This is a genomic window from Stenotrophomonas maltophilia, assembly GCF_013464485.1.
Taxonomy (GTDB): Bacteria; Pseudomonadota; Gammaproteobacteria; order Xanthomonadales; family Xanthomonadaceae; genus Stenotrophomonas; species Stenotrophomonas maltophilia_AW.
Window position 1 is genome coordinate 46,968 of sequence record NZ_RAUX01000013.1, and the last position, 17,964, is coordinate 64,931.

The window sequence follows — 17,964 nt, forward strand, 5'->3', positions numbered from 1 at the left end:
AGCCGTGGATAAGATCAATCGCAGGCGATTCCTGGCCCTGGCCGGCCTGTCCGCTGCCGGCGCGTGGATGGGCACGGCGCACGCGCTGGCCGCACAGACCGATGCCGCCGCGCTGAACCCGCGCAACCTGCTGGCGTCGCCGCGGTTCGCCAGCACGCCGTTCACCCTGGGCGTGGCCTCGGGTGATCCTTCGGCCGATGGCATGGTGCTGTGGACACGGCTGGCGACCGAGCCGCTGGTGTTCGGCGGTGGCATGCCGACCCGGCCGATGGTGGTCGAATGGCAGCTGGCCGCGGACGAGGGCATGCGCAAGGTGGTACGCCAGGGTTCGGCGATGGCGCATCCCGAACTCGGCCACGCCGTGCACGTGGAGCTGGGTGGGTTGGCGCCCGCACGGCCTTACTGGTACCGCTTCACCGTAGGCGGCCACGCCAGTGCGGTCGGTTGCACCCGCACGCTGCCCGCAGCCACGGCCGCAGTGGATCGCGTGCGGTTTGCGGTGGCCGGTTGCCAGCACTACGAAGAAGGCCACTACACCGCGTGGCGGCGCATTGCCGAGGAACCGCTGGATTTCGTCTTCCACTACGGTGATTACATCTACGAAGGCGAATGCCAGCCGGGCCTGCGGAAGATGAACGGCCAGCCGTTCACCAATCTGCGCAACCACGTCGGCCCGCAGATCTACACGCTGGATGATTACCGCCGCCGCTACGCCCAGTACAAGAGCGATGCCGACCTGCAGGCCGCGCATGCGGCGGTACCGTGGTTCGTCACCTTTGACGATCATGAAGTGGACAACAACTGGGCCGGTGCCGAAGACCAGGATGACACGCCCAGCGAAGTGTTCCTGCTGCGTCGCGCACAGGCGTTCCAGGCCTACTACGAGAACATGCCACTGCGCCGCTCGGCATTCCCGCGCGATGGCCACATGCAGATGTACCGACGCGCACGCTACGGCACGCTGATGGATCTGCACCTGCTCGACACCCGCCAGTACCGCAGCAAGCAGGTGAACATGGCGCTGCGTGAGGAGGTGGAATCGCCGGAGCCCAACATTGTGGGGGCGAAGCAGGAGCGCTGGCTGTTCGACGGCCTGGCCGATGCTGCACCGCGCTGGCATACCGTCGCCCACCAGGTGGCGCTGGGCAACTACATGCGCGAGAAGGACGGCGTGGTGCAGTCGTCAGACGACCAGTGGTCAGACTATCTGGACAGCCGCCGGCGCCTGCTTGACCACATCCAGAAGGTGGGCTTCGGCAACGTGGTGACCGCCTGCGGCGACGCGCATCGCCACTATGCCAGCGATCTGGTGCAGGACCACCGTGACTCGGGCGTGATCTCCAGCGAGTTCCTCGCCACGTCGATCACTTCCGGCGCCGATGGCCAGGGTGTGGACGCGTATGCCAGGAACCAGCTTGCGCACAGCCCCTATCTGAAGGCGACCACCGACAAGCGTGGCTACGTGCTGTGCGATGTCACCCGCGATGCATGGATCGGCGACATGAAGACGCTGGATACCGTGATGCAGCCGAATGGCGCGGTGCAGAGCTGGAAGCGCTATGCGGTGGAGCACGGCCGGCCGGGGCTGCAGGAGGCCTGAATCTACCGGTCTACCCTGTAGAGCCGAGCCCATGCTCGGCTGCTCTTTGATAGCTGACCGGAAAAGCAGCCGAGCATGGGCTCGGCTCTACAGAGATCCTTCAATCGTGCTCGAACCGCAATGGCTCGCTGCCCATCGCCGGATCACTGGTGCCGGGGCGCCCATCCTCGGCGCGGCCGGCCAGGCGCAGGGCACTGTCGCCCGCACCGACGAGCAGGTCGTACCAGCCTGCGGTGGGCGCTGCGTCCCACGCCAACGCGGTCTCTGCATGTGCGGGCAGCACCAGCGTCTGCTCGGGCATATGCCCGGCATAGGCGCCAGGCTGCACACGCGCCTGCTGCGCGCTGTCACCCAGATTGCGCAGGCGGAGCCGCAGTTGGTCATCGACGCGATCGATTGAAGCCTGCAGGGCAGGACCCGTGGCCGCTCCCTGGAAGTGGCGGTGGAAGCCGTTCGGGCCCAGCAACCACAGGTCATAGCGACCCTGGGCGTCCAGCGGCCAGCGCTCGCGCAGCGGCATGCCCGGCAGCAGCGTGTAGCGGCGTGGCACCGCATCCAGCCGCAGCCGGTCGTAGACATGCAGCACTGCTGCTGCGCCTTCGCAGGACAGCGCCAGATCCACACCCGAGGCGTCGACAGCGGCAATCGATGCCTGCGGCCGGTAGGGCAGGGCACGCGCCGGGCGTACACCGCTTTCCTGTTTCGCTGGCTTCAGTCCCTCGGGCAACGCGGGCACGGTGCGTCCCGGAAGGGCTGCCGCACGTGCCGCCACCGCGCTTACATCGGGCAGGCCGCGCACGAACGGGCGGATATCGCGCTGGGCGAAGTCGAAGGCGCCGGTCAGGTCTCCGCAGACCGCACGGCGCCATGGCGAGATGTCCGGCGCAGCCACACCGAAGCGGCGTTCGATCAGCCGCATGACCGCGGTGTGGTCGTACACCTGCGAATCGACCCAGCCGCCGCGGCTCCACGGCGAAATCACGTACAGCGGCACACGCGGACCGAGACCATACGGGCGTCCGCGCAGCTCGGCAGCATCGTACTTTTCGTCGCCCGGCGCGGGATGACGGTGATACTCGCCCTCGGTACTGACCGACGAAGCACCTGCCCATCCACCGTTCACCGGTGAGGGAGGGGCCGGTGGCGGCATATGGTCGAAGAAGCCGTCGTTCTCGTCGAACATCAGCAGCAGGGCGGTGCGGCTCCACACCTCCGGATCGGCGGTCAGCGCGTCGAGCACGCGTGCGGTATAGGCCGCACCCTGTGCGGGGCTGGACGGGCCGGGATGCTCGCTGCCGGCCGCGTCGGCAATGATGAAGCTGACCTGCGGCAGACGCCCACCGACCACGTCCTGGCGCAGCTGCGCCAGGCCACGGGTGCTGACGCCACGTGCGCGCAGCTGCGGGTCATGTCCCGGCGCAGCGCGGAAGGCCTGGCGGAACGCCTCGAAACCCGCCAGCGGGTTGTCGGTGAAGTTGTCGGCCATGTCCTGGTAGATCTGCCAGGACACACCCGCCTTCTGCAGGCGTTCGACATAGCTTGTCCAGCGATACGACGCCGGATGCCCGCCGTGCTCGGGGAAGTTGTCGTGCGAGTTGGCGATCACCGGGCCGCCAGCACGCGCGTGTGCATCATTGTGACCGGTCCACAGGAACACCCGGTTCGGGTTGGTTCCGGCCTGCATCGCGCAGTGGTAGGCGTCGCAGATGGTGAAGGCATCGGCCAGGGCGAACTGGAAGGGCAGGTCGCTGCGCTGGAAGTAGCCCATCGAGTGGTTCTGCTTGGCCTTCGGCCATTGCCCCATGCGTCCATGGTCCCAGGCCTGTTGTGCATCCGGCCAGGTGTGCGGTGTGCCCTCCACCCGCATGTAGCCGAAGTGCGCAGCGGTATCCAGCGGGAACGGTGCGATCGCGCGCGTGCCGCTGGCATCGGGTTGCAGCCACAGGCTGCGCGTGCGGCCGCCGGCTTGCAGCGCAGCGGCCGGGGCCACGAAGCGGTCGCCGAACCCCCGTACGCCCGGCAGCGTACCGAAGTAGTGGTCGAACGAGCGGTTCTCCTGCATGAACACCACAATGTGCTGCAGGTCTTCCAGGCTGCGCGTCCGTGCGGCGGGGGCGATCGCTGCGGCCCGGGCGATGCTGGGCAGCAGCTGGGAAAGGCCGGCGGCAACGCCGGCCTGCAACAACCGGCGTCGGCCGATATCGGTCACGGGCTCACTCACAGGTCCACGCGGAAGGAGATGCCGACGGTGCGCGGAGCGCCGATGAAGGCGTTGTCGCGGCCGTCCACCCCTGCAAGATACCGCTTATCGGTGAGGTTGCTCACCACCAGGTTGGCACCCATGCCCTTCAGGCGCGGCGACAGGCCCTGCAGGTCGAAGCCGATGTTGGCGTTGAACACGGTGGCCGAAGGCAGCTTGTTGACGTCGGCGGCATCGAGATAGCGCGTGCCCTGGTAACGCCCGGAGAGGCCGAAGTTCCAGTTGGTGCCCTGCCAGTCGGCCGACAGCACCAGGGTGTTCTCCGGCTGGCCGATTACCTTGGCGCCGTCGACGATGCCCAGCTGGGTATCGCGGGCGGCATTGCCGCTGCCCAGGTACTTGGAACGGTTGTAGGTGTAGGCCGCGTTGATCCGCCAGCCATTGTCCCAACCATAGCCGAACGCCGCTTCCAGGCCGTTGCTTTCCACGCCACCGAAGTTTTCGTAGACGCCGTCGGTCTCGCCCAGGTAGTCGATGCCGCTGACGAAGCCCGCCGGCAGGTAGACGATGCGGTTGTCGAACTTGATGTTGTAGAGCGTGACCGAAGCGGTCAGCGGCCAGCGGCTGAGGCGCATGCCCACTTCGATGTTGTCGGCGGTTTCGGGCTCGACGTTGCGGAAGCGCTGCGGGTCGGTCTCGCCGAGCACGCCGGAGGGAATGGCGGCGAAGTTCTGCGAGAAGCCAGCGAACAGCTCCATGCCTTCCACACCGGGCGCCCAGGTGAAGCCGGTGGACAGCAGCGGATCGGACCTGGAATCGGATTTGACGTGCTCGCTGGCACCGATCACGCGGCGGCGCGACTGGTCGACGAAGAACTGCTTCACGCCCAGGCGCGCGCTGAACGGACCGAAGCGGGCCACGTCCTCGATGTAGTACATCTGCTCGTCAACCTTGTACTTGTCTTCGAACTGCACCCAGTACGGCTGGTGGTCGAAGTCGATGCTCTGGCCGACATTGAGAAGGCGATGCCAGTCGCGGCGCGCCGAACGGTCCAGCTTCTCCACCCACAGGCCGCCACGGATCGTGTTGTCGACCGCGCCGAAGGTCTGTCGCCACTCGACGTCGGCGGTCACGCCCATGCGGTCGTTGTCGTAGTGGGTATGGCGATACGACTGCGCACCCAGCACGTTGCCCGCGTAGCAGTTCGGATCGTACTCGGCGGTGAAGCCCAGCCGTGGGGTGCAGCTGGCCAGGCGCTGCGCGGCGCTGCCATCGGGATTGACGAAGAAAATCTGGCCGCGGTTACTGCCACCGTACACGGTCTTTCCACCGATGTACTCCGACTCCGGGCGACCGGCACCATCATCGCTGACCTGCGCCAGGTAGGGGGGCAGCCAGTCGCCACGACCTTCCATGCGGTGCCCGTAAGCCGCCACCGAGGCCTTGAAGCCGTTGCCGCCGTCGAAGGCCGCGCGCAGGTAGCCGAAGGTGTTCTCGCGCAGCGCACGCGAGCCGGAACGGTAGTTCTGGTCCAGGTACGGAATGCCGGTGAGGGTGCCGACCAGGTTGTCGCGGTCCGGATTGGTGGCGAAGCCCTTCGGCGAGACGCTGGTGTACTCCGGCTCGTCGGCATCGTTGTAGGACAGGTAGCCGGTCAGCGTCCAGCGATCCAGCTCGGTGATGAACTTGCCGGCGATGTGGTCGTTGCTGGTCTTGCCGCTGCCATCGATCCAGTCGTGCACACGTGCGGAAGAAGCGCTGACCCAGGCGCGGGTATGGCCGCCGAGCAGGCCGGTGTCGTAGCGCACGTAGTACTTGCGCGCTTCGTTGTCACCGGCACCGACCACGAAGCGCAGGCGGCTGTCCTGCAGCGGATCGCTGGTAAGGAAGTTCAGGGTGCCGCCGAGGGCTTCGTTCGAGCGCGAGGAGATGTCGGCAGTGCCCTGGCTGACTTCCACTGTTTCCAGGTCCAGGGTATCGATGTAGCGGTTGGCCAGCGAACCGCCACCGTAGCCCGAGCCGCCATTGGGCAGGCCGTCGATGGTGGTGCCGATCTGCTGGGTGTCACGGTTGGTCACGAAGCCGCGCATGCTGATCTGCGTGCCCCACACCGACGAACCGGTGGCATCGGCCTCGCTGACCACCACGCCGGGCACTTCGTTGAGCGCGTCGTTGACGCTGCTCATCACGGTCTGCCGGTTCAGTGTTTCCGCGCGCACCGACGTCTTCGCGTAGCTGGTGGCCTGACCAATCACCTGTACCTGGTCGAGGGTACGCGCATCGCTGCTGCGCGCTTCGCCCGTATCGCCCTGCGGTGCTTCTGCGAGGGCGTCCAGCGCGGGGGCGATCAGCAGGGCCAGCAGCGAGACGCGGGGAAAACGCGCAATCGTTCGCATCGAAACCGGACCTTCAGAGGGAGGAAACCCCGGAGTGTCGGCAGCGCCAATGACATCGGGATGACGTGGCAGCGCAGGAACGATGGCACTGTGGGGGCGGTCACGGCCTTCGGGTATGCTCGGCACTTCAATGGACCTGAGGTGGTGACGATGCAGAAGCGATCGAAGATCTGGCTGGGAGGTGCAGCCCTGGTGCTGCTGGCAGGGTGCAACCGGACGCCCTCGGATGGAGAGGTGGCACCGCCTGCGCCAGCCACGGCGGACGAGGCCGCAGCACCGGCCGCCGCCCCAGCGGGTTCAACGGCCGCCGCCGACGGCACCGCACTCACCGACCGCGATGGCAAGCCGGTGCCGCTGGTGCCTTTCGACACCAGCAGCGTGCCGCTGAGCGACACCGCGCTGGGCGGACTGCCGTTCTTCAGCCTGCCGCAGGGCTACGCGCCGCAGAACGCCCCGCACCCGCGCGCCTGGGCGCGCTTCCCGTTCCGGATGGGCGAGGGTGTGCATTGGGTGGAAGGTCCGAGCTGGTCGGCACGCATCGTGACCGACAGTGAGGCGGCCCCCGACAAGGCGTTCTCTGCGCTGGAAGTGCAGCGCAACTTCGACGGTGTGATCACCGCCGCTGGCGGCCGCAAGGTCTTTGAAGGCACGCTGCTGCGCGACATCTACTACGGCCCGCAACTGGAAGGCGAGATCGGTGGTGGCTTCATCGATGCGGTGAACGGTGAACAGGACGCACCCACCACCGTCTACGTGCTGCGCCAGGCCAACCGCACCGTGTGGGTGCAGCTGGCGGTGGACAGCAACGGCGCCGGTCTGGTGGTCGTGGATGACGTTCCGTTCAAGGCCACCGCGCAGTGGTCGGACAGTTTCCCGCACCTGTCCCTGCCGGCCGGCTATCGTGAGCGCAACACGCCCGAGCAGCGTGATTTCGATGCCTTCCCGTTCTGGACCGGAGATCACTTCGAACCGGTCGAGGGCCGCACCTTCGCTGCCGATTTCGACAAGGGCGAGCGCGAATACTCGATGCATGAAGTCCGTCGCAACCTTGAGGCGATGATGGCCCAGGTCAACGGCACCAAGGTGTTCGAGGGGCGCATCCCGCACGAGGCGGCCGAGGGTGTGTCGAAGCAGGTGCAGTCGTCCTACGGCAACGCGGCCAGCTACAGCTGGGACAACTACGACACCGTTGTCTATCGCGTCGATCTGGCTGACGGCCGCCAGGTGTGGGTACATGCTCGCCTCGAATACCTCAGCGCAGGCTGGGTCGTGGTCGAGCGCAAGGGTTTCACCCAGACCGCGGCGCTGCTGCCGGCCGATGCGTTGAAGAAGAAGCTGGACAGCGACGGCCGCGTGGCGATCCAGGTCAACTTCGCCACCGACAAGGCGCAGATCCTGCCGACGTCCGAACCGCAACTGGCGCAGGTGCTGGACCTGCTGCGTGCCGACCCGTCGCTGAAACTGTCGATCGAAGGCCACACCGACAACAGTGGCGCGGCCGCGCACAACCGCAGCTTGTCCGAGGATCGTGCGCGGTCGGTGGTGGCGGCGTTGACCGCCAAGGGCATCGCCGCCGACCGCCTGCAGGCGGCCGGCTTCGGTGCCGACAGGCCGGTAGCCGACAATGGCAGCGAGCAAGGCAAAGCGCGCAATCGCCGGGTCGAGCTGGTCAAGCGCTGAACCACGCCCTCCTCAGTACCGCGCGTCCTTGGGTTTCGGGTCGCGCGGCCAGTCCTTGGCCTTGTTGGCGAAGTCCGGCCGCGGTTGGTTGATGAAGTAGCTGGCGATGTCCACCGCATCCTGGTCGGGCATCACCTGCTGCCCGAGCGGGGGCTCGCGGGTCACTGCCGGTGGCATGTTGTGCTTGACGAAACCTGCGGCCTTGTAGAGGCGCGCCATGCCGGCGCCGATGTTGAAGCTGTGGTCACCCCACAGCGGCGGGAAGGCGATGTCACCGCTGGCGTCGCGCCGGCCTTCGCCGTTGTCGCCATGGCAGGCGGCACACTGCACGGCGTACAGCGCCTGGCCGCGGATCGGGTCCGGCGTCAGTGTGTTGTTGATCGGGCCTTCGCTTGGAGCGGCGACCTTTGCACCGTCCGGCACAGGACTGCTCAGCCACGCCATGTAGTCGAGCATCGCGCGCATCTGCGGCGCGTCCTTCGGCAGCGGCTTGCCGTTCATCGAACGCTGCAGGCAGCCGTTGATGCGCTCGGTCAGCCCGATCACCTTGCCCGGGCGCGGCATGTAACGCGGATAGGCACCACCGCCAGTGTTGAAGTAGTGGTTGCCAAGCGGCCGCTTGCCCTCGGCCATGTGGCACGAATTGCAGTTCAGGTCGTTGCCGACGTTGTCCGGCAGCAGCCGTGCGGTTTCGTTGAGGAGGCGACGGCCGAGCATCACCGACTCGGCGTTGCCGAGCGCGGCGATCTCTTCGGCACTGGGCGCCTGGTAGTGCCCGACCACCTTGCCCTGCGCATCGAGGATGTCGAGCGTGCTGGCCGCCGCGGCGTCCAGGTCCGGGTACAGATGACGATAGGCGAGGGTGCCGGCACCGGCCAGCAGCACAAGGGTGATGGCGCTGCCGATGAGCCAGCGGGAACGTCTGCGCGAACGCTTCATCGTGCGGCCTCCTGCGGAACGTAGTGGACCGGCTTGTCGCGCACCACCCGGCGCATCCGCGCCACGTCGACCTCGCTCACCGCGCTGGCCTGGTTGCCCCAGCTGCTGCGGATGAAGGTCAGGATCTGTGCCAGCTGCGCGTTCGGCAGCTGCTCGAAGCCGGGCATGGTGAAGGCCATGCGGTCATGCGGCGTATGCGGCGTGCGGCCGCCGATCAGGGTCACCTGCACCAGCGAACTGGGGTCGTCAGCGAACACGATCGAATTGCCGGCCAGGGCCGGGTAGACGCGCGGCATGCCGCGGCCGTCGGCGCGATGGCAGGCCTGGCAGTGCTCGGCATAGGCCAGCGACCCGGCGACGCGGTAGTCGCCGCTGCGCATCGCGGTGGTGGTGGTATCCGCACCAGCCGACCATTGCGCGCTACGGCCCTCGCGTGCCGGCAGCTGCTTCAGGTAACGCGCCATCGCCAGCAGATCGGCGTCGGACAGGTATTGGGTGCTGTGCTCGACCACATCGGCCATGCCACCGAAGGCCGCCGAACGATCGGTTCGTCCGGTGCGCAGGAAGTCGACGATCTCGCCCTCGCTCCAGCTGGCCAGACCTGTCGATTCATTGCGCAGGTTCTTCGCATACCAGCCTTCCAGCACCGAGCCGGACAGGAACTGGCGGCTGCCATCATCGGCCATCGCCTTTTCCTGGAACGCCAACCCGCGTGGTGTGTGGCAGGCGCCGCAGTGGGCCAGGCCTTCCACCAGTTCGGCACCGCGCTGTTGGCTGGCATCCAGCGATGGATCCGGGTTGAACGTGCGCGGGCGTGCGAACAGAAGCTGCCACCAGGCCAGTGGCCAGCGCATGTTGGCGGGCCACGGAATCGTGCTGTCGGCGTTGTCCTGCTTCACCGGCTGCACCGAGCCCATGAAGTAGGCGTACAGCGCCTTGATCTCGGCGTCGCTGGCGATCACGTACGAGGCGTACGGCATTGCCGGGTACAAAGGCTGCCCATCGTGACGGAAGCCGCGGCGCACCGCGCGCTCGAAGTCGGCGTAGTCGTAGGTGCCAATGCCAGTGTCCGGATCAGGCGTGATGTTGGTCGAGTAGATCGTGCCCATCGGCGTCTGCATGCCGAGGCCACCGGCGAACGGCTTGCCGCCGGGCGCGGTGTGGCAGGCCGCGCAGTCGGCCGCGCGCGACAGGTACTGTCCCTGCGCGATCAGCGTTGGATCGTGGATGTCGACCTGCGCCGTCTGTCGCGGTGCGAACCAGTAGGGCGTGGTGCGGGCGATGCCGTAGGCGGCGGCCAGCGTGGCGGCCAGGGCAATGGCGAGCTTGAACGAGGTGCGCATGGCGGCACTGTGCGCATTCCCGTGCGCGCGTTCCTTGATCCGGATCAATGACTGAACGGATACAGCTTGTACACCAAGCTGAATCGTTCCTGCGTTGTCATCAAGCCGTCATCCGCGCGCGATAGATGGCCGGCGCCCGCGTCGCTAACCTGCCACGCTGTCGCACCTTTTCCCTGATTGCCCATGAAGCGCCTGCTGCTGTTGTTGCTGGCGTGCGCCGGCCTGTGGCTGGCTGCATGCTCTTCTTCGATCAACGCGTCGTCCACCTCGCTCGCCGATTGGCTGATCGCGCCGGGTGGCGTGTCGACCCTGCTCGATCGCCCGCGCATCGCCGCGGCCATTGCCGAACTGCCCAACCGCCACGGCTTCGCACCCGGTCGCGATGGCGTGCCGATCTTCTGGCGCGTGTTCGATCCCGGTGATTACGGCGCGCGCTACCGCTACCTGCCGCAGCGCCACGAGAACGGCCTGCCGCTGGATACCGGGCTGAGCCTGGCGGTACCGCAGCCGTTCCGCGCGCAGGCGCCACGCGGCACCGTGGTGCTGCTGCACGGCTGGATGATGAACGGTGATTCGATGCTGCCGTGGTCTCTTCAGCTGGCCGAATCCGGCTACCGCGTGGTCACGCTCGACCTGCGCAACCATGGCCAGTCCGGTGCGGGGCCGTCCGGCTATGGCACCTACGAATCGGACGATGTGGTCGATGTGATCAACGAGCTGCGTGCGCGCGGCGAAGTGACCGGCCCGCTGTACCTGTTCGGCGTTTCCTATGGTGCCGCCACAGCGGTGTTCACAGCCGACAAGCTCGGCGACCAGGTGGAAGGCGTGGTGGCGATGGAATCGTTTGCCAACGCAGGTGTGGCCATCCGCACGATGATTCCGCACCTCATGGGGCTGCAGCCGGAAGGCTTGAAGGCGCAGGCGGTGGCCTCCTACGCGCGCTGGCGCTACGGCGGCCAGGATATCAACCAGGTGATCGCCGCCGCCAGCCGCCGCATCGATGTCGATCTGGACCGCGTGGACGTGGCGCGCGCGCTGGCCGATACCCGTGCCTGCGTGCTGCTGCTGCACGGGCAGGGCGACCAGCACATTCCGGTCAGCCAGGGCCGCGAGCTGGCGCAGGCCAACCCGCGCGCGCACTACATCGAGATGCGTGGCGAGGACCACATCACTCTGCCGCTGCGGCTGGACCTGCTGGCTGGCGTGGTCGACGACTGGATGGCGCGCGACGAGCACCACCCGAAGAGCGCCTGCCCAGCCCCGCAACTGCCAGCCCAGGCCGAGTGGCTGGCCCACACCTGAAAAATGGGGACGGAGGGGATTAAGTCGTTTCCAACCCAGGTGTGCGGGAAACGACTTAATCCCCTCCGTCCCCTTTTTGTATCAGGGCAGGCGTTGTGCCAGTGCGCGGGCGGATGCGGCTACGCCCAGCAGCAGGGCGGCCACGCACAGGAAGGCGAAGCCGAGGCTGGTGGCGTGAGCCAGCGCACCGATGGCTGCCGGGCCGGCGAGGATGCCGGCGTAGCCCAGCGTGGTGACCGCGGTGATGGCGATGCTCTCCGGCATCACTCGCTGCTGGCCGGCCATCGAGAACAGCGCCGGCACGATGTTGGCGCAGCCCAGCCCGACCAGCACGTAGCCGGCCAGGACCACCGGGAACGATGGCACCAGCGTGGCCAGGCTGAAGCCCGCCGCTGCGGTGATGCCGCCGATGACGATCGTGCGGGTGCGGCCGAGGCGCTCGACGATGCCATCGCCGAACAACCGCATCGCGGTCATTGCCAGGGTGAACACCGCAAAGCCAGCCCCGGCCTGGTCGCGCGGCACCTGCCGCACCTCGGCCAGGAACACCGCGCTCCAGTCGAGCATCGAGCCTTCGCCGAGGAACACCACGAAGGCCAGCACGCCGATGAACAGCACCACGCCATGTGGCAACGCCAGCAACGGCCCCTCATGCAGGATCCGTTGCGGGCGCCAGTGCGGCGCCGAGAGCGCCGCCACAAGCAGCAGTGCCGTCACCGAGGCCAGCGCGGCCATCCACAACGGCGTTCCCAGCACCAGCAGGCCGGTCATGCAGCCCGCACCGACGAAACCGCCAATGCTGTAGAAGGCATGGAAGCCCGACATCATCGGCCGCCCGGCATCGCGCTCGACGGCCACCGCCTGCATGTTCATCGCGCAGTCCAGCGCGCCGACGCCAGCGCCGAACACGAACAGCGCCGCCCCCAGTGCCAGTGGCGTCGGTGCCAGTACCAGCAGGGGCAGGGCGCACAGCATCATCGCGCAGGTGATCACCATCACCCGGCGGCAGCCCAGCCGCCCCGTCAATGCGCCTGCCAGCGGCATCGCCAGCAGCGAGCCGAGGCCGAGGCACAGCAGCACGGCACCGAGGCTGGCATCGGACAGCCCGGCCTTGGCTTTGGCGTAAGGCACCATCGGTGCCCATGCGGCGGTGGCGAATCCGGGAATGAAGAAGGCAGCACGGGTGGCGTGCTGCTGGGCACGTGGGGATGAAGGCGTCATGCGCGATGCGAAGCTCCAGGGGGTATTTATGAAAACGTTTTCAGGCCGGCTCGGCAAGTGCCATGCGTGACATCGGGCGACGCATACGATTGCACTGACCCGATCGCGTCACTGGCGATTAACGTCGCTCAAGGACAGTGGCTGCACGGTCGGCACCCCGCCGGCCGCTGCCGGAGATCCGTACATGAGCACGACACCGACCATCCTCCTCGTCCATGGATTCTGGGGCGGGGCCGCGCACTGGGCCAAGGTGATCCTGGAACTGCATCGCAGTGGCCACGACCGCGTGCAGGCGGTGGAGCTGCCGCTCACCTCGCTGGCCGACGATGCCGGGCGCACCCAGAAGATGATCCGCCAGATCGACGGTCCGGTGCTGCTGGTCGGCCATTCCTACGGCGGCGCGGTGATCAGCCAGGCAGGCAACGAGGCCAATGTAAAAGGCTTGGTCTACATCGCCGCCTTTGCTCCCGATGCAGGCGAGAGCCCCGGCGGCATCACCCAGCAGCACCTGCCGGAAGCGGCGCCGAACCTCGCCCCGGACAGCGACGGCTACCTGTGGCTGCGCGCGGACAAGTTCCATGAGAGCTTCTGCCAGGACCTGAGCGACGACGAAGGCCGGGTGATGGCGGTGACCCAGAAGGCGCCGCTGGCCAGCACTTTCGGCGATACGGTCAGCGACCCCGCGTGGAAGCACCGGCCGAGCTGGTACGAGCTGTCCCGCCACGACCGCATGATCGCGCCGGAAAACCAGAAGGCCATGGCCGCAAGGATGCAGCCCAAGCGCCTGCTGGAGCTCGATGCCAGCCATGCTTCACTGGCCTCGCAGCCGAAGGAAGTGACCGCGCTGATCCTGGAGGCCTGCGCCGCCATCGGCGGCTGATCTCGCGCCAGCACACCGCACGACAGCCGGGGCGTAGGGGAGTACACTCCTGCGCCTGCGGCCCTCCTGCCGCGTCCCTCTCTTCCCTCCAGCCGTCGCCAGAGGATCCCACCCTATCGTGGAGGTCCCGCCGTGCTGTCTGTGCCTGTCCGTTTTCCGCGCTTGTTTCCGCGTCGCCTGCCGCTGCCGCATGCACTGGCTCAAGGCCTGCTACTGCTTGCACTGAGCAGCGGCACCGCTGCTGCCCAGTCCACCCAGGACGAGGACAAGGCCAAACCGGCACCCGCCTCGCAGACCCTGCAGACCGTGCAGGTCACCGCCAACCTGCTCGGCACCATCACCGAGGGCAGCGGCGCCTACACGCCCGGCACCATTGCCACCGCGACCCGCCTGGTGCTGACGCCACGGCAGACCCCGCAGACCATCAGCGTGATCACCCGCGCACAGATGGATGACTTCGGCCTGCACGGCATCGACGACGTGATGCGGGTGACCCCCGGCATCAGCATCGTCACCTACGACAGCGAACGCACCGAGTACTACGCGCGTGGTTTCGCGATCCAGAACTTCCAGTACGACGGTATTCCGATGTCGCGTGACTCGGCCTACTCGGCGGGCAACACGCTCAGCGATACTGCGATCTATGACCGCATCGAAGTGCTCAAGGGCGCCACCGGTCTGCTGACCGGCATGGGCGATCCGGGTGCGACCATCAACCTGGTGCGCAAGAAGCCGGGCAAGGACTTCGCCGGCAGTGCCTCACTGGGTGTCGGCCGCTGGGACGACTACCGCGCCGAGCTCGACGTGGGCGGTCCGCTGACTGCTGATGGCCGTGTGCGCGGCCGTGCCGTGGGTGCCTGGGAAGACAAGCGCTCCAACCTGGACAACTACCAGCGCACCAGCAAGGTCGGCTATGCGGTGTTGGAAGCCGATCTGGGCGAACGCACGCTGCTGTCGGTCGGTGGCGACGTGATGGACAGCGACCCGAAGGGCTCCACGTGGGGCGGCATTCCGCTGCTGGACAGCGCTGGCAACTTCAACCGCATGCCGCGCTCGTTCAACAATGGTGCGCAATGGGCCGGCTGGCGCCAGTACGTGCGTACCGGTTTCGCCACGTTGGAGCACACGTTCGCCAACGATTGGATCGCCAAGCTGCAGCTCAACCACCAGGTCAATGGCTATGACGCCGCACTGGCCGGTGCCGCCGCCGGCAATCCTGATCCGTTGACCGGCGAGGGCGTCAGCCTGTGGCTCGGCAAGTACGTCGGCAAGACCGTCAGCAATGCCGCCGACTTCTATGTGAGCGGGCATTTCGGCCTGTTCGGCCGCGAGCATGAGCTGGTGGTCGGTGGCAGTGCCTCGCGCAAGCGCTGGACCAATACCGGCTACGGCCCGCAGGCGGGGTTCCCGGATACCGTGCCGGACTACAGAACCTGGAATGGTGACATTGCCGAGCCGCAGTGGCAGCGCACCTATGACAACAATGAAGTGACCCGCGAGAATGGGCTGTACGTGGTTGGCCGCTTCGACGTGGCCGATCCGTTGAAGCTGATCGTCGGCAGCCGCCTGGCCAGTTACCGCTCGCCGGACACGCGCGAGACCGGCGTTTATGTGCCCTATGCCGGCGTGGTCTACGACCTCGGCGAGCATTACTCGGTGTATGCCAGCTACAGCACCATCTTCAAGCCGCAGGGCGAGCGTGACGAGCAGGGCAAGGCACTGGATCCACTGGAGGGCCGCAGCTACGAGGTTGGCCTGAAGGCTGAGTTCTTCGATGGACGCCTCAATGCCAGTGCGGCGCTGTTCCAGCTTGATCAGGACAACTTCGCCCAGCCCACCGGCGGCAAGACACCTAATGGCCAGGATGCCTACCGCGCCTTGATGGGCGTGCGCACCAAGGGTTACGAGCTTGAAATGTCGGGTCAGCTGGCCGAGGGCTGGCAGCTGCAGGGTGGGTTCTCCCATAAGATCGCCCGCCAGGCGGGCACCAAGGTGACCACGCTGGAACCGGAGAACCAGTTCAGCCTGCACACCAGCTACCGCCTGCGTGGCGCCTGGCAGGGGCTGACGCTGGGTGGTGGCGCACGCTGGCAGGATTCGACCTTCGGCGAGATCACCAACCCGGCCACGCGGGCCAAGGTGGTGCATCGCACGCAGCCGTACTGGTTGCTCGATGCGATGGCGCGCTACCAGTTCAACGATCGCCTGTCGGCCACGGTCAACGTCAACAACCTGCTCGACAAGCGTTACTACACGATCTTCAACTGGTACAGCACCTACACCTGGGGCGAGCCGCGCAATGTGCGGCTGACCTTGAACTACAGGTTCTGACGCGGGTTTTGTAGAGCCGAGTCCACGCTCGGCTGGCGGTCAAAGCGCAGCCGAGCGTAGGCTCGGCTCTACAGATGCGCGGGCGTTGTGGTTACAGCGGCAGGTCGAACACCAGCACTTCAGCGTCGTTGCCGTTTTCCAGCGTCAGCTGGGCTTCGTCGCTGACCTGCAGCGCATCGCCGGCTTCCAGGGTGATGCCGTTGACCTGCAGCTGCCCGCGGGCCACCTGCACATAGGCACCACGACCGTTGCCGAGCGCATGGTGCAGCTTCTGGCCGCCGTCGAGGATGGTGGCGAAGATGCGGGCATCCTGGTGGATGCGCAGCGAGCCGTCGGCACCGTCCGGCGAGGCGATCAGGCGCAGCTGGCCGCGCTTGGTCTCCGGCGCGAAGTGGGTCTCCTCGTACGACGGCGTGATGTTCTCGCTGTCCGGGAAGATCCAGATCTGCAGGAAGTGCACGGTCTCGTCGGCGGAATGGTTGAACTCGCTGTGGGTGACGCCGCTGCCGGCGCTCATGCGCTGCACGTCGCCGTAGCGCAGCACCGAGCCGGTGCCCATCGAGTCCTTGTGCTCCAGCGCACCGCCCAGCACGTAGGAGATGATTTCCATGTTGCTGTGGCCGTGGGTGCCGAAGCCCTGGCCGCCGATCACCTTGTCTTCGTTGATCACCCGCAGCGGGCCGAAGCTGACGTAGCGCGGGTCGTAGTAGTTGGCGAAGGAGAAGGTATGGCGCGAGGACAGCCAGCCATGCTCGGCCAGGCCACGGGTAGCGCTCTTGCGGATCTGCAGCATGATGGAATCTCCTTGTTCGATGGTTTCGATGGGGCGGGGTGGGGCTGTAGCCGCCGTGTTTCCCCGTTGGAGAGAAGTATCCGCTTGCGCCCGGGGTTTGAAAAACGGATAGTTTTGACAGCCATCATCGAAAAATTCGAATGCTCAAGCTCAGCCTCGATGCCCTGCAGATCCTGGATGCCATCGACCGCCGCGGCTCCTTTGCCGGCGCCGGCAAGGCCCTGCACAAAGTGCCCTCGACCATCTCGTACACCGTGGCCAAGCTGGAGGAGGATCTGGGCGTACAGCTGTTCGACCGGGTTGGCCCGCGTGCCGAGCCGACCGAGGCCGGACGCGCCCTGCTGGACGAGGGCCGGCACCTGCTGCGCGCCGCCCGCGAGCTGGAGCTGCGGGTGCGCCGGGTGGCGTCGGGCTGGGAGACCGAACTGACGCTGGCGGTGGACTCAGTGTTTCCAACCTGGCTGCTGGGGCCAGACATCGCCGCATTCCGCGAGGTCGAGGCGCCGACCCGGCTGCGGCTGATCGGCGAGGCGCTGTCCGGTACCTGGGAGGCCTTGCTGGACCGCCGTGCCGACCTGCTGGTCGGTGCGCCAGGTGAGGGGCCCAGTGGTGGTGGCTACGTGGTGGAGCCGCTGGGTACGGTGGAGTTCGTGTTCGCGGTCGCACCCGATCATCCATTGGCTGCAGTGCCGGGTGTGCTTGGGCGCGAGCAGCTGGTCGAGCACTGCGCGATCGCGGTCTCCGATTCGGCGCGGCGGCTGTTGCCGCGTACCGTGGGCCTGTTGATGGGGCAGGAAATGCTGACGGTGCCGGACATGGCCAGCAAGCTGAAGCTGCAGTGCGAAGGCGTGGGCTTCGGCTTCCTGCCTGAACCGTGCGCACGCGCTGCGGTGGCACGCGGCCAGCTGTTGATTCGCGAGGTGGAGGAACACAAGCCGGAAGAGACCTTCTGGCTGGCCTGGCGCACCGGCGAGGACGGCGCTGCGTTGCGCTGGTGGCGCGAACGTCTGCGCAGGCCGGAGCTGCTGTCGCAGTGGTGGCAGGCAATGGCCAGGGGGTAAGGGTTTGGCAGGGCTGCGCCCTGCACCCGCTACGAACTTGAGCACCAGCAACAGCAACAGCAACAGCAGAAGCTGGTTTGCTGAGGGATGGCGGGGTGGGTCCGGTTGCGGGAGACGCCGTAAACCCGTCCTTGGGGGCTTGGCCGCGGCATCCATGCCGCGGACACTCCCGCAACCGGACCCACCCCGCCTTCGACAGTTTTCCGCGATCTGTCGGA

At 66.9% G+C, this 17,964-nt stretch carries 12 protein-coding genes; 6 read left to right on the forward strand and 6 right to left on the reverse strand.

Translation table 11 applies throughout. The features are described from left to right. Positions 1 to 4: 4 nt before the first annotated feature. Positions 5 to 1,600, forward strand: a complete 1,596-nt coding sequence (locus tag D7Y61_RS06465; RefSeq protein ID WP_180865594.1) for an alkaline phosphatase D family protein — start codon at positions 5 to 7, stop codon at positions 1,598 to 1,600. A gap of 100 nt (positions 1,601 to 1,700) precedes the next feature. Here the strand turns inward: D7Y61_RS06465 and D7Y61_RS06470 are convergent, their stop codons facing one another. Both D7Y61_RS06470 and D7Y61_RS06475 read right to left on the reverse strand, forming a co-directional pair. Further along, positions 1,701 to 3,809, reverse strand: a complete 2,109-nt coding sequence (locus D7Y61_RS06470; protein WP_180865595.1) for a phosphocholine-specific phospholipase C — start codon at positions 3,807 to 3,809, stop codon at positions 1,701 to 1,703. Between the two features lie 8 nt (positions 3,810 to 3,817). Next, positions 3,818 to 6,196: a TonB-dependent receptor domain-containing protein gene (locus D7Y61_RS06475; protein WP_180865596.1), complete on the reverse strand. Its 2,379-nt coding sequence runs from the start codon at positions 6,194 to 6,196 to the stop codon at positions 3,818 to 3,820. Between the two features lie 150 nt (positions 6,197 to 6,346). Here D7Y61_RS06475 and D7Y61_RS06480 point away from each other — a divergent pair, with 150 nt between their 5' ends. Continuing rightward, positions 6,347 to 7,876: an OmpA family protein gene (locus D7Y61_RS06480; protein ID WP_180865597.1), complete on the forward strand. Its 1,530-nt coding sequence runs from the start codon at positions 6,347 to 6,349 to the stop codon at positions 7,874 to 7,876. A gap of 12 nt (positions 7,877 to 7,888) precedes the next feature. On the opposite strand, the gene D7Y61_RS06485 is transcribed toward D7Y61_RS06480, so the two are convergent. Both D7Y61_RS06485 and D7Y61_RS06490 read right to left on the reverse strand, forming a co-directional pair. Next, positions 7,889 to 8,815 carry a c-type cytochrome gene (locus D7Y61_RS06485; RefSeq protein ID WP_180865598.1) on the reverse strand — a complete coding sequence of 309 codons (927 nt, stop codon included), beginning with the start codon at positions 8,813 to 8,815 and terminating at the stop codon, positions 7,889 to 7,891. After that, the gene (locus D7Y61_RS06490) at positions 8,812 to 10,158 is read right to left on the reverse strand and encodes a c-type cytochrome (protein ID WP_180865599.1); all 1,347 of its coding nucleotides are present in this window, start codon (positions 10,156 to 10,158) and stop codon (positions 8,812 to 8,814) included. The genes D7Y61_RS06485 and D7Y61_RS06490 overlap by 4 nt, the downstream gene beginning before the upstream one ends. A gap of 183 nt (positions 10,159 to 10,341) precedes the next feature. Between D7Y61_RS06490 and D7Y61_RS06495 the strand changes: the two genes are divergently transcribed. Continuing rightward, positions 10,342 to 11,460, forward strand: a complete 1,119-nt coding sequence (locus D7Y61_RS06495; RefSeq protein WP_180865600.1) for an alpha/beta fold hydrolase — start codon at positions 10,342 to 10,344, stop codon at positions 11,458 to 11,460. An 81-nt stretch (positions 11,461 to 11,541) separates the two neighbouring features. Here D7Y61_RS06495 and D7Y61_RS06500 read toward each other — a convergent pair whose 3' ends face one another. Next, positions 11,542 to 12,681, reverse strand: a complete 1,140-nt coding sequence (locus D7Y61_RS06500; protein ID WP_180865601.1) for an MFS transporter — start codon at positions 12,679 to 12,681, stop codon at positions 11,542 to 11,544. Between the two features lie 184 nt (positions 12,682 to 12,865). Here D7Y61_RS06500 and D7Y61_RS06505 point away from each other — a divergent pair, with 184 nt between their 5' ends. Both D7Y61_RS06505 and D7Y61_RS06510 read left to right on the forward strand, forming a co-directional pair. Continuing rightward, positions 12,866 to 13,561, forward strand: a complete 696-nt coding sequence (locus D7Y61_RS06505) for an alpha/beta hydrolase (protein ID WP_180865602.1) — start codon at positions 12,866 to 12,868, stop codon at positions 13,559 to 13,561. A 132-nt stretch (positions 13,562 to 13,693) separates the two neighbouring features. After that, the gene (locus tag D7Y61_RS06510; protein WP_180865603.1) at positions 13,694 to 15,892 is read left to right on the forward strand and encodes a TonB-dependent siderophore receptor; all 2,199 of its coding nucleotides are present in this window, start codon (positions 13,694 to 13,696) and stop codon (positions 15,890 to 15,892) included. 91 nt (positions 15,893 to 15,983) lie between these two features. Here the strand turns inward: D7Y61_RS06510 and D7Y61_RS06515 are convergent, their stop codons facing one another. Further along, complete coding sequence (locus D7Y61_RS06515) at positions 15,984 to 16,685, reverse strand: pirin family protein (protein ID WP_180865604.1); 702 nt, start codon at positions 16,683 to 16,685, stop codon at positions 15,984 to 15,986. A gap of 140 nt (positions 16,686 to 16,825) precedes the next feature. Here D7Y61_RS06515 and D7Y61_RS06520 point away from each other — a divergent pair, with 140 nt between their 5' ends. Then, a complete protein-coding gene (locus D7Y61_RS06520; protein ID WP_180865605.1) occupies positions 16,826 to 17,746 on the forward strand; it encodes a LysR family transcriptional regulator in 921 nt (306 codons plus the stop codon). The last annotated feature ends 218 nt before the right edge of the window (positions 17,747 to 17,964 follow it).